Source organism: uncultured Eudoraea sp., from assembly GCF_947490415.1.
GTDB lineage: Bacteria > Bacteroidota > Bacteroidia > Flavobacteriales > Flavobacteriaceae > Eudoraea.
In genome coordinates, this window is sequence record NZ_CANLGX010000001.1 from 1 (window position 1) to 13,294 (window position 13,294).

Sequence of the window (13,294 nt, forward strand, 5' to 3'; positions counted from 1 at the left end):
ATAAACTATGAAAATTGTATCCTAACCCTTGTGTTTATTCTTATCTCAAAATAATTCAAATTCTTCTACCTATCTCTCCTAAAAAAAATAAGCAGAAAAACGCTGTCTGTCAATATGTCAATGAACTTTTTTATCAGTAGATCCTATTCACTCTTTAAAAACTTAACCGGTACTACTGCTCAGCTAAGCGGGTGCAAATATAGAGCACTTTTTTTGCTTGCACAACCCTAAATCAAAAAAAATTATCTTCTAAAAATAATTAATTTATAACATACTGAAAATGAAGCTCTCACCATTAAAAATCATTGATAAAATACCCGGATTTTTTAACAAATAATCAATTAGGCACAAAAGAATATCCTGATAATACAGCAGACAAAAGTCAGACCTAGAATCTAAACCTGTATTTATTTGCAGTTTTAATATATCATTAGTAGAAGAAATTCCATACTAACCCAAACCGTATTACAAAATCACGATATGGGTAATCTGGGGCCGCATAAAAAGTATTCCCTGAAAATGAAGAATTAAAATGTTCCGCTTTAAGATATATCCTTGCAGTTCTGACTTTTGCATTTATAAAAAAGTCTAATAACGGAAATGCTCCAAGTTCCTCCCGGTTCTGGGTATAAAATTCTGCCAGTAAAGGATTATAAGCGTCCATATTATAACTGCTAAAATACTTAAAGGTTATTCCCGTTTGTAAGAACATTGCCTTCTTGAAAACATGCTTGGTAAAATAAAGCGTATTTCTTGTGACAAATGTGGGTAGGTTTAATACTTCATTATCCTGTGTGACATTCTGATACATAAAGGTATTGCTCAATGCCCAGTCTCCAAATCTAAATTCTTTGAAGTATTTGACTTTTAAATAATTTACGCTATTCGCTTCCTGAAATGGTTTTATATAAGCATTCTCCAAATTGGCTTCAGCTTGTTCATCATTTGCAAGAGAAGTAAAATAAGTGTAATGGTCTGTTGTTGTATATTTTGCACTTATATTACCCCATACCTGTGATTCCAGATTAAATTGCAGACTGCTCAGACGTTCTTTTTCAAAGTTTTGAGTGTTGTACCAATTGTAGTTTTCATAATCAGACTGATACAATAAGAAATTAAAATCCGGTAATCTGGATGAAGAATGTAAACTGGCACTAATTTTATTCTTTTCATTTATTTGGAAACTGGCTGCAGCATCAATAATATTACCTGTTAACTCTCCCGAGATATTGTAAGCAATCCCGCCATGTAACATAAAACCCCCTATCTGCTTTTTGTATTTTGCACCTATGGCTATCTCCTCCCCTTTCAGCCTATTTGGTATAAAACCCTCATTAGTGGTAATTGTGCTATTGAAAAAATAATTGTAGTTATACAAATTAACAGATGCTTTTAAAACACCCAGGGTTCTGTTAGAAAACTCTGCATTAATCTCATTATACATGGTCTTTAAGTTCGCCCTGTCACCAATAGGACTTACCAGTGCATCTCCAAAAAATTCGTTTTCAGCATCCTGTTGAAATTTGTAACTCTTGGATTCATAGGTAAAAGTGTGTCCAAAACCCAGGTAATTAGATTTGGATCTAGCAGAATCAGTTTCATTTTTAAGCAATCTATATTGGTGCTCGAGAAAATATCTTTTCCCGATTAAGATATTCTCGGCATCGGTAAAAAAAACATCTATTCTGGACCGGTCTTTAAAATCAGGGTCTTTAGATTCAAATTGTAATTCTTTATTAGAAATTCCACCGTTTTCTTCTCCCTCAATTTCCTGAGATGTCCAGTGTGCTCTTAATCTGTAACGCCCATTCTTTGTTACATAATTGGCGGTAGATTTAAAATTTCCAGATTTGACCTGACTCCATTGGTACTTTCCTAAAGACCTGAATCCTTTATATCCTATTGACAAGTTAAATCGTCTTGAGGTGTTAAAGGTCAGCATTGCATCCAACAGCTGACCCTGTTCAAAAGTGGTCTTAAAAAAAAGGTCTGTCAATGGAGTGGCCACATTATAATAGGATATGTCCTCCACCTCATAATAATTAAAATGCCTTGCTTTAGAACCAATAGTTGGGTAAAGGGTATTGCGATCCAGATCGAGACCAAGGTGATTATAAGGCTGACCTACATTGGAAAAAGGCATTAATTCAAAATCATCCCTGCGCAAATAATTGTACTTATATTCCTTATGTATATTAAGAGTGGTATCTAAGTAAGTGGAGTCTCTTGAGTAAGAAATAATTTTGTAATCCTTGATGGTAATTTCCAGCGTGTCTGTCTTTTTGCTCTTTTTAATTTTTTTCATATTGAACCTGGCGGTATCATTCACTATGGAAGATGATAAGGAATCATTCTGGGAAAAAAGTGAATGGCTAATAAAAACCAAGAATAACAAAAGGAGATATCTCATTGAAAAACTTTGGTTACAGTTTTTGAAATGCCGGATTCTTATACAAACGTTTAGAATAATAGAGTAACAACTAATAAATGGTTTATTCTGCTAAAGGCAAAAAATTATTATTTGATCTTGTCAGCAAAGTTAATTTTTTTGTTCCTAACGAAATGTGAAAGTTTTAATGGACATAAAACGTTCAAAAAATCAATAGTCCACGAATTATTGATGTAATAAAATACAAATTAGTGTAGTTTGGCAGAATAAATTGAATATTCCTAGTTTTTTCAGGATATTTACAAAAAAAATTACATGTTAAGAAAATTAGTAGTTCTTCTTCTGCTAACGGGTGCCTATTCGTATGCTCAATTTAATGAAAGTGCACCATGGATGAAAGATTTGAAAAAATCAAAGTCTTCTATAACAACTGCCAGGACCGCAAGTTCCCCGGCAGAGGCCTATACCATATACGAAATATCCGAAGCATTCCATAAGTATTGGGAAGGTAAAGACAGAAACGAAAAAGGAAGCGGTTTTAAACCCTATATGCGCTGGGAAAATTACTGGATGAATTTTGTGGATACTGATGGAAATTTACCTACCTCAGAACAATTATGGAATGCATGGCAAAAAAAGCAGGCTAATACTATTGGTAAAGCTATCAATCCAGTCAGTAATTGGACATCCATAGGTCCTTCCACGCATGGAACTCAGTCAGGAAGTCTCCCGGGACAGGGAAGGATAAATGCAATAGCTGTTGATCCCAACGATGCCAATGTTTGGTATGTGGGTGCTCCGGCCGGGGGCTTATGGAAATCGATAGACGCGGGCAGCAGCTGGATAAATCTATTTGATAATTTTTTACAAATAGGGGTTTCGGGAATAGCAATTGACCCCAACAACTCTAATATAGTTTACATTTCCACCGGAGATGATGATGCCGCGGACTCATACAGTATTGGCGTTTTTAAATCTACAGATGGAGGCACAACCTGGCAAGAAACCGGGCTTAATGTATCTACTAATCCCAATATTAATCTTTTAACAAATGAAATCGTTATAGACCCGACGAATTCCAATATTATATGGGTTGGTTCAAATCGTGGGCTCTGGAAATCAACAGATGCCGGGGTAACGTTTAATGTGCAACGTGTCGGAAATATCACTGATTTTAAGCTTAAACCCGGCGACCCGGAAACAGTCTATGCCGTTTCAGCCTCCTCATTCTACAAAGCTACCGATGGTGAATCTTTTACAAGAGTTGCAAGTGTTGCAGATGTTTTACCTGATGATTCAGGCAGATTGGTGCTTGGGGTTAGCCCGGCCAATCCGGAAGTAGTGTACATCTTAAGCGCAAATACCCAAAGCAACAATTACAGATATCAGGGATTATTTAAATCGGAGGATAGCGGTGATTCCTTTACGGAAACTGCAAACACTACAGATATTCTGGAGTCGAATCAGGCGTGGTTTGATCTTGCCATTGAAGTATCTCCAACAAATGCGGACGAAGTATATATAGGTTGTCTAAATATTTGGAAGAGTTCAGACGGCGGGGATAGTTTTGACCAGCTAAATCAATGGTTCAGAAATACTGCTGCGTATACCCATGCAGATATTCATACCTTGAAGTTCTTCAACAATAAATTGTATTGTGGTAGCGATGGGGGTATTTATGTTTCTGAAGACGGAGGTGTCACTTTTCAGGATTACACAATCAATGGTATTGCGGTAGGACAATTTTATCGTATTTCCGTAGCAAAGGATGACTCCGGTAAAATGGTGGGAGGATTACAGGATAATTCAGGATTTATAAGAAACAATGAAGTCTGGAATGTTTATACCGGTGGTGATGGAATGGATTACGAAGTAGATCCCACCAATAATAATATTGTTTATGGTTTTGTACAATTTGGAGATCCCTTGTTTGTATCCACAAACTCCGGGCAGACAGTGGGAACAATTAATTCTCCTGCGGGTAATGGCAATTGGATAACCCCACTGGCATTAAGTAGTGAAGGCGATGTGTATGCGGGTTATGATGCCGTTTACAAATTAAACGGAAACACCTGGGAAAGACTATCAGATGATCTCGGAAATACACCCATTGACGATTTGGAGGTGGATCCTAACAACCCATTGGTTTTATATGCCGCTGAAGGAAACACCGTCTTTAGAAGTGATGACGGCGGTATAACTTTTACTGAGTTCAACGTATTTGATTCAGGTATCTCGGATATCGCAATCAACACAACGGATGGATCTGCTATCTATGTTACCACTTCCAACCGGGTTGGTTTTGCCCAAAACCAACAACAGGATTTAAGAGGAGTGTTTAAGGTTCCGGTAGAAACAAATGGAGCAGCTGGGGCGGTTGTTGATTTAACTCTAAATTTACCCCAGGACCAGGCTTACTTTGCAATAGTTCATCAAGGTAGAAATGTAGACAACCCCATCTACGTTGCAACAAGCCTGGGTGTCTATAGATTAGATGATACGTTAACAGAATGGGAAGACTACTTTACAGGATTGCCCAGTGTTGCAGTAAGTGATTTAGATATAAATCTGGTTGACGGCATCCTAACAGCTTCCACATATGGAAGGGGTGTATGGCAATCGCCTATTCCAATTAAAGTTCCAGATGATGATTTAGAGGTAATATCCCTTAGCCCTGCTTCCGGCTCAGTACTTTGTGGAGAATTTGCTCCGGAAATAGTAGTAAAAAATAAGGGTTTAAATGCAATTACCTCAATAGACGTTATTTATAGTCTTAATGATGGCGGAGATCAAACCTTTCAATGGACAGGGAATTTGATTGGTGATGCGCAAACCACAATAACTTTACCCATTCAAAATCTAAATTTTACGGGTCCTGTAAACTTAAATGCAGAAGCAAAGATAATAAATGATGCTTTTGCGGATAACAATAAAATCAAAAGTACTTTTTATAGTAATGGATTTGGTTTAGGTGGATTGGTAAACACCTTTGAAACATTAGACGACGCTCTTTTGACATTTAACGACAGAACGGAGGACGTGCTTTGGGAACTAGGGGTTCCAACGGGCACAAAATTAGGTACAGCAGCCTCAGGGACGCAAGTATACGGTACAAGCCTTGGCGGAAATCATCCAGACAATACAAAAGCATTTCTGGTTAGTAACTGCTACGAGCTTTCAAATATCGTAGCTCCTGTGCTTAAATTTAAAATGGCCTTTGACCTTGAACTTAATTTTGATATTGTTTATGTTGAATATTCAACAGATTCAGGTGTTAATTGGAACGTATTAGGTAATATAAATAGTCAACCCAACTGGTACAATAGTGATAGAACCAATGATTCTTCAGGTATTGAGGACGATTGTCAGAATTGTCCGGGTGCACAATGGACCGGGGAAATACCCGATGGACAAACAGGGGAACTACAGGAGTATGCCTACGACTTTATAGCTAATGCAGTCTTAGGTGAAACAGATTTGACGGGAGAAAGCAATGTTATTTTCCGTATCGTCTTCCAGTCCGATCCTGCAGTAACCAGGGAGGGAGTAATAATTGATGATTTTGTTGTAGATGGTTTCCAGGACGATGAAGATGATGACAACGATGGTATTTTGGATGTAGATGATAACTGTCCGTTGATATCTAATTCCAATCAACTAGATACCGACGCTGACGGAGAGGGGGATGTCTGCGATACGGATGATGATAACGATGGAGTTTTAGACATTAACGATAATTGTCCACTTATAGCCAACCCAAATCAAGAAGATGCGGACAACGACAATATTGGCGATGTCTGTGATGACGACAATGATAATGATGGAGTGCCCAATACGATAGATACCTGTCCGAATACTCCACCAGGCGCTGTTGTTGATGTTACCGGATGTACTGTGTTTTCACTACCAAGTACAAATTTCAGGGTATTGTCTATTGGGGAGTCTTGTATTTCCAGTAACAACGGGAGTATAGAAATTACGGCAGAATCTGCTTTAAACTATTCGGCTACACTTACAGGGACAGGAGTTGATACATCCATTAATTTTACGGACGCTACGGTTTTCGAAAATTTGGCCACTGGTAGTTATACCATGTGTATCACTGTTGAGGGACAGGCTGGCTACGAAAACTGCTTTGATGTAACAATATCGGAACCGGAAGCGCTTTCTGTTTCCTCAAAAATAAGTTCCTTTAATAATGAGGTGATTTTAAATTTCAGTGGCGGAAAAAACTATTTTATCACCCTTAACGGCAAAAGATATGAGACTTCTGAAAGTTCTATTACCCTCCCGCTTTCCGATGTTGAGAACACGCTCTCTGTTAAAACAGAGAAGGATTGCCAGGGAGTTTATGAAGAAACTATTGTTTTAACTTCTGAACTTTTCATTTATCCAAATCCTGTATCAAGCGGTGATCTAACCGTTTATATGGGCAATTCCAATAAAACAAAGCAGGTAGAATTAACCCTGTTTACTATTAACGGATTAAAAGTGTTCAGCAAACCGTTTAACGTCATAGATAATGAAGTTAAGTTTAACGTAGATGTTCTTGCCAAAGGCATTTATTTACTTAATGTAAAAACAGAGCATACGTTGTTAAATTATAAAATTATAAGAAAATGAAAATAACATCTAAAGTTTATTCAGTACTAACGCTGTTATTGCTTATGGCCTGTGGTGGAAGTGATTCCAGTACTGATGATACGCCTCCCCCCCCAGCAGTTGCTGCACCATCAGCGGCCACATTGGTTTTTCCGGCTGATAATACCGAATGTAATGAAGGTGTGATTTCCAGTACCGATGAAACGAAAAGTGCTGTGACTTTTCAGTGGAACGCTTCGGAAAATACAGATACCTATGAGGTTAACCTTAGAAATATAAATACCAACACCTCCACGAAATCAAATTCGACCACTAACGATGCCACCATAACAATTGATAGGGGAACCCCGTACGAGTGGTTCGTAGTATCTAAAGCAAACGGCACCAACGAAACCGCTTCAAGTACAAAAGCAAAGTTTTACAATCAAGGACCGGGAATTGAAAACTATGCTCCCTTTCCTGCAGAAGCGATCAATCCGGCAAGAGGAGCAACTATTGCTTCTGCTACCTCCGTGAATTTACAATGGGCTGCCAGCGATATTGACGATGATATAGTAGGATATACCGTTTTCTTTGGAACGGACACAAACCCAACAACAGAATTAGGAACTACAGAAGAAAGCAATTTAGATGCCCCTATAACCTCAGGAGCCATCTATTACTGGTCTGTAATTACTACAGATAGTCAAAATAATACCTCTACTTCTGAAATTTTTCAATTTGCGGTAGAATAGTTCCTCGTTGTAAGTTGTAATACTTAAAACAAGAATTTTAAAACCCTGTTGAATTAGCCGGTTTGTGATTTCGCCTATCCCCTGTTAAGATAAGACATATGATAGCTGAGCTCTTCAAATCTATAGCGTCTTTTTAATTACTCCCTCGAGATATAAAAAGCGTATTCATCAAATTCCATATTCCAATTACAGCGATTATTCTCATAACTGGATTATGCCCTACTACAGCACGATTTGTCCCGAGAGGTGGCAGTATAAGCAGAATCAGAAGACTAATATCCGGAGAATACTATGCACATCTTAAAGGTTTTAGATGTAAACAGGAGTAATTAACAGATATAAAAAAGGGTCGCAATTTACATTGCAACCCTTTCGTTTTAATAATTTGGTGTCTAAGAACCCTTAGTCAATATCTAAGATATTCACAGTTATAGATTTTAAGAAATCTGTACCTCCCCGACCTACTTCTAAAGCTCCTTCAGCATTAGACGCACTGTCCAAAGTTACAATTAATGTCTTATCACCATCGGCTGTATCATCTGGTAAAAGTTCCACAACGATATCATCGTTAATAGGTCTCCCGTCAACAGCAGGGCTATCAGGTAAAGCAATGTCCAAAGTACCACCGGCACTGGTTGCCCCGTCTACGATAAAATCTGTTCCAAAGACAGCTGTACCACTGAAAGAGTAATTTACAGTGACCGTGGATAGCGTTCCAGTAGGCACTTCAACATTTAACTCTAAGGTGCCTTCATCTTCCGTAACTTCTAAAGGACTCGGATTCACATTTGTACCAGGTGAATCAAAAGCCACGTATGCCGGCAATTCTTCAACCGAAAGTCCTCGGTCGTTAAGATCATATTCTTCCGTACATCCAGTTAAAATGAGTACCAACGCGGATGCTATATATACTATTTTTTTCATCTTTTTTACGTTTTTATTAGTTTTCAAACCACATTGGTGTTTCGGTAGGCAAATTAGCTGGCGTATTTGGATTACTGGTTACTTCATCAGGAGGATAGTTAAATCTCCTCAAAGTCGTTCCAATTGTAGACGCTGGTGGTGCATCAAGCACAGGGATCTTATTTCTTCTTACATGAGTCCAAGCCATAACTGGCATCAAGAAAGCAGATAGATATTGTTCATTATAAACATCCTCAATCGTAGGAGCGCTCAAACTGCTTACATAACCTGAGATGTCAGCTTCCGTAAGCGTAGCCAATACCCCGGGAATATCTTGTCCCCACCATCTAAGTGAATTTTCAACACCTGCCCTGTAATTGGCATCTGCAGATCCTGCAGCAGCAAAACCTTCGAGCGCTAATTCCGCTTTATAAAGATCAATTTCTGAAGGCAGCATTAACATATCAGGCAGATCAAATCTAATGATATTGTTACTCAATACAGAAGTTGAATTATCCGGAAAGAAAGCGAGCTCAGGAGCTGGCAAGTCGTTTCTTGCCACCCAAAGGTCGTATCTTGGATCTCCGGAATCTCTTAATAGTTCGTCAATTGGTGGGCCAGGGCCAAATACATTCTGGCTTTCATTATCAGGACCAAAGAATGCAGTAATAATAGTCTGCATTCCATTCTGCTCACCTGGTGCTCCAGAATAGAAAAGATATGCCGCTTCGTCATTGGAGGCCATTAATGGTTGTGCTAATGTTGCATTAATTTGGGCATCCACATTAGCTCCCCCATTACGCAACAGCATTAAAGCCCGCAATTTCAACGAATTTGCCAAAACTCTCCATTTATCCATATCACCGCCATAGAACTGATCACTGCTCGCGTTTATAGCAAACTCTCCATCGAGTTGTCTGCTATCGATAAGAGCGATAGCCTCATCATATAAAGAAACCACACCGTTAAGTACTGACTGCTGATCATCAAAATTTGGCGAAGGAAAATCCTGGCCATTTAATGCCTCAGAATAAGGAACATCTTCCCAAATACTGGTCAGCTCGAAATAAATATGAGCGCTGAGAATAGTGGCTATTGCATTAACATTATTCTGGGTAGGACCAGCTTCCGCAGCATCAGCAATCACCAGAGAAAGGTTACCCAATACCTGATTATACATCATGCCCCATGTATTTCCAGTAAGGAAAATACTGGTGCTACCATTTTTAGGACTATTGAATGTGTTTGATATATATTGTGATACATCACATATTCTGGTTCCTAATTCTGTAACCTTTCTTGAAGAATACTGCACAAAAACAAAAGGAAGTACAGCATTCGGATCAGCACTTGTAGCTGCCAAAGGATCGGTATTTATATCTAGTTTATCATCACAGGATGAAAAGGTACCCGATATAAACACAAAACAAAGTAAAATTAATTTTAGTCTTTTCATGTCTTATAATTTTTTTTTATTAGAATCTTAGCCTTATGTTAAAACCTATACTTCTTGTAGAAGGAACGCTGGCTCTTTCAATTCCAAAACCATCCGCACCTGAGCCGAACAATGTGGCTTCAGGATCTATGTGAGGTACTTTTGAATATAGTAAGGCAAGATTTCTTCCCTCAACCCCAATGGTCAGGCCTTTGATAAAACTTTCTCCCAACAGCTTGGAAGAAAATGTGTATGATAAGCCCATTTCCCTTAATTTAACATAAGTTGCATCATAGATATAAGGTTCTGCAACGCTATTATCATTTAAAGAAGTCCAAAAATCCTCGGCATTTAACAAGGGAACATCATTATCCCTTCTGTCAAAAGTTCCATCACCATTATCTGTTACGATAATACCTTCTGTATCTATAAAAGTTCCTTCCCTGTTTTGAAGGGTTTCTGTAACCAAACCACCGGTCTGTAAACCTTCAACGGTTGATGATTTCATAACACCTCCCCATCTTACATCTACAGTTGCGTTTAAGCTAAAGCCTTTATAAGTAAAGTTATTCACCCAGCCTCCTGTCCAATCAGGAAGAACAGAACCTAATGTTGTAGCCTCTCCTGCTTGTCTTCGACCTGTATTGGGATCTATTATTGGTCTTCCGGTTTCTTCATCCTTAAGATGAGGAATTGCAAATAGCTGGAATTCCTGACCAGGAACAGCAACCACCTGAACACTATTAAAGCCAGATGCTATAACCACACGTTCCAAACCTTCGGTCAAAGAAACCACTTCTGAATCTACCTTAGAGAAATTCACAGCTGTGTTCCATGCAAAATTTCCATTTTTACTTTGTGCAACAAGAGCATCAAGAGCTATTTCAAAACCTTTTTGATCCACTCTACCTACATTTGTCGTCCTAAAAGCAAAACCTGTAGATTCCGGAATAGGAATGTTTAAGATTTGATTCTCGTTTTTATTATTAAAGTAAGAAGCATCCAGGTTTAACCTGCCGTTAAAGAATTTCAGATCCAATCCAAATTCATAAGATGTCTGTTGTTCCGGAACTAAGTTACTAGGCGGTATAGTATTGGTTGCCGAATAGGCCAATGCCCCATTAAATGGGAAATTGTTATTTAAGCTATACTGACCCGTTGCCGTAGTTACAGGATTAAAATTAAAATCCAATAAGTACGGAGTAGTATCATTACCTACCTGTGCCCAACTTGCCCTGAATTTACCAAAACTCAATACATTGCTTTGCATGTTAAAAGCATCGGTAAATACAAACGCTAAACTAGCGGATGGATAAAAATAAGAGTTGTTGTCCTTCGGTAAGGTAGATGAAAAGTCATTTCTTGCTGTTAACGTTAAGATTGCCCAATCTTTATAGTCTATTTCTGCAGAACCATAGATCCCAAACAACGTCCTTAGAGCGTAATCCCTTTCTGCAATTGTTTGTTCCGCATTTCCAGGGCTAAACAGTTCAGGAATTAAAAGATTAACACCTTGTATACGCTGCCTTTCAAAGGTTCTTGAGTTATACTGCATACCACCAAAAACAGTCAAAGACCAATCATCTGAAAAATCGTTGCTGTAGGTAGCAATTAAATCTGAAGTAAGCTCGTTCCTTCTTATGTTATCCGAATTGTAATCACCAAAAAGTCGCTGTATCGTACCCTTTCGGTTTGTAAGTAAACGTCTGTCATCTGCAATGTCAATACCTACTCTCCCTAAAATACTGAAATTTCTCAAGGGTTTCCAGGTAAGCTGAGCGTTACCAAAAACACGATCTTCATCCCTGTCATTCTTATTCTCGTACCTTAACCAAAGTGGGTTATTAGATAATACTCCCTGATTATCAACAATCTGGTTTATTTGATTGCCAGATTCATCTATCCATGGATCGAAGAGTCTCTGATCCAGAGTACTACTGAAAGAATTACTCAAACTAACAATGTTTGGATCATTAGCACCTGTGGCGCCTGTACCCCTGGTTTTAGTAGTAGTATACTGTACACTAAATCTGGATTCCAGTTTTTCACTATGTCTTACCCCGGCATTCATACCAACAGTAATCCTGTCCAAACTAGATCCTGGCAAAATCCCATTCTGGTTAAGAGAAGTAAAACTTAACCTATAATCCATTTTTTCGCTGGCATCGCCTATGGCAAAATTGTTGATCCGTGTTATCCCAGTTTTATAAAAGTCATTTATTCCATTATCCTTTATAGCTTTAAGCTGTCCTGGTGTATTTGTAACTGGCATATTAGGAACAGTTTGTCCTACAATTCTAGGCCCCCAGTCAGTTCCAACGCTACCGGAATCGTACTGGCCATTGGTACCCATCGCATATTCCTGCTGAAAATCGGGTATCCTGAACAAATTATCGAATCTTGTACTGGAATTAAATGATACTGTTGCTCCACCATCTCCGCCTCTACCTTTTTTGGTAGTTACGATGATAGCTCCAGCTGCAGCACGAGAACCATAAAGAGCTGTCGCGGCGGCACCTTTCAAAACGTTGATTGTTTCAACATCATCCGGGTTAACTACAGCGGCTCCATTGGAGAAATCCCTGTTACCGGTTATTCTACTTCCGGTAGGAGTCTGTGAGTTGTTTATCAAAACTCCATCCACCACCCAAAGCGGATTGTTTGCTCCACTTAAGGAAGACACACCACGAATAATGATTTTAGATGACCCACCCAGGTTACCCCCGGTATTGGTTATTTGTACACCCGTTACTTTTCCCTGTAATGAGTTCACAATGTTGGTTTCTCTGGCTTTTACCAACTCTTCACCTTTTACGACATCTGTGCCATATCCCAAGGTTCTGGTACTTTTTGAAATACCAAGAGCGGTAACAACTACTTCCTCCAATGCCTGAGCATCCTCTTCCATTTGAAGGTTGATAGTGTTGTCCGAACCAACTGTCCTGTTAGCGGTCTTTTGTCCAATATAGCTAAAACGAAGAACAGCTCCTTCATTAGCCTGTATTGAATAATTACCGTCAAAATCTGTTTGTGTTCCTGTAGTTGTTGAAACAACTACAATAGATACTCCCGGTAGCGGCAAACCGTTTTGGTCTGTCACATTACCCGAAATCGTTTTCTCCTGTCCATAAGAGAAAGAAATGAATAACACCAAAAGAGGTGTTAACATCCAAGTTAACTTTGATCTCATTTAAATAGAATTTTTGAATTAGTCATCGCAAAAATCATAAT

At 38.6% G+C, this 13,294-nt stretch carries 6 protein-coding genes; 2 read left to right on the forward strand and 4 right to left on the reverse strand.

Translation table 11 applies throughout. The annotated features are described in order from the left end of the window. Nucleotides 1–430 precede the first annotated feature (430 nt). On the reverse strand, nt 431–2,305 hold the full coding sequence (locus Q0874_RS00005) for a putative porin (protein WP_367275376.1): 1,875 nt from the start codon (nt 2,303–2,305) through the stop codon (nt 431–433). A 399-nt stretch (nt 2,306–2,704) separates the two neighbouring features. On the opposite strand from Q0874_RS00005, the gene Q0874_RS00010 reads away from it, so the two are divergent. Both Q0874_RS00010 and Q0874_RS00015 read left to right on the forward strand, forming a co-directional pair. Continuing rightward, nucleotides 2,705–7,012 (forward strand): thrombospondin type 3 repeat-containing protein, encoded by a 4,308-nt coding sequence (locus Q0874_RS00010; protein ID WP_299157833.1) that lies wholly within the window; start codon nt 2,705–2,707, stop codon nt 7,010–7,012. Then, a complete protein-coding gene (locus tag Q0874_RS00015) occupies nt 7,009–7,725 on the forward strand; it encodes a hypothetical protein (protein WP_299157836.1) in 717 nt (238 codons plus the stop codon). Before Q0874_RS00010 ends, Q0874_RS00015 begins: the two co-directional genes overlap by 4 nt. Nucleotides 7,726–8,127: 402 nt before the next feature. Here Q0874_RS00015 and Q0874_RS00020 read toward each other — a convergent pair whose 3' ends face one another. From Q0874_RS00020 to Q0874_RS00030, 3 genes are read right to left on the reverse strand one after another with little or no spacing between them, the layout of a single operon-like run. Further along, nucleotides 8,128–8,649 (reverse strand): hypothetical protein, encoded by a 522-nt coding sequence (locus tag Q0874_RS00020; protein ID WP_299157839.1) that lies wholly within the window; start codon nt 8,647–8,649, stop codon nt 8,128–8,130. 16 nt (nt 8,650–8,665) lie between these two features. Continuing rightward, a complete protein-coding gene (locus Q0874_RS00025) occupies nt 8,666–10,084 on the reverse strand; it encodes a SusD/RagB family nutrient-binding outer membrane lipoprotein (RefSeq protein ID WP_299157841.1) in 1,419 nt (472 codons plus the stop codon). A 19-nt stretch (nt 10,085–10,103) separates the two neighbouring features. Beyond that, nucleotides 10,104–13,253 carry a SusC/RagA family TonB-linked outer membrane protein gene (locus Q0874_RS00030; RefSeq protein WP_299157843.1) on the reverse strand — a complete coding sequence of 1,050 codons (3,150 nt, stop codon included), beginning with the start codon at nt 13,251–13,253 and terminating at the stop codon, nt 10,104–10,106. Nucleotides 13,254–13,294: the final 41 nt, after the last annotated feature.

What these genes read in the sequence shown, in the direction of transcription:
- Q0874_RS00005 (WP_367275376.1), bottom strand. Translation starts at nt 2,305, where the DNA reads ATGAAAAAAATTAAAAAGAGCAAAAAGACAGACACGCTGGAAATTACC.
- Q0874_RS00010 (WP_299157833.1), top strand. Translation starts at nt 2,705, where the DNA reads ATGTTAAGAAAATTAGTAGTTCTTCTTCTGCTAACGGGTGCCTATTCG.
- Q0874_RS00015 (WP_299157836.1), top strand. Translation starts at nt 7,009, where the DNA reads ATGAAAATAACATCTAAAGTTTATTCAGTACTAACGCTGTTATTGCTT.
- Q0874_RS00020 (WP_299157839.1), bottom strand. Translation starts at nt 8,649, where the DNA reads ATGAAAAAAATAGTATATATAGCATCCGCGTTGGTACTCATTTTAACT.
- Q0874_RS00025 (WP_299157841.1), bottom strand. Translation starts at nt 10,084, where the DNA reads ATGAAAAGACTAAAATTAATTTTACTTTGTTTTGTGTTTATATCGGGT.
- Q0874_RS00030 (WP_299157843.1), bottom strand. Translation starts at nt 13,253, where the DNA reads ATGAGATCAAAGTTAACTTGGATGTTAACACCTCTTTTGGTGTTATTC.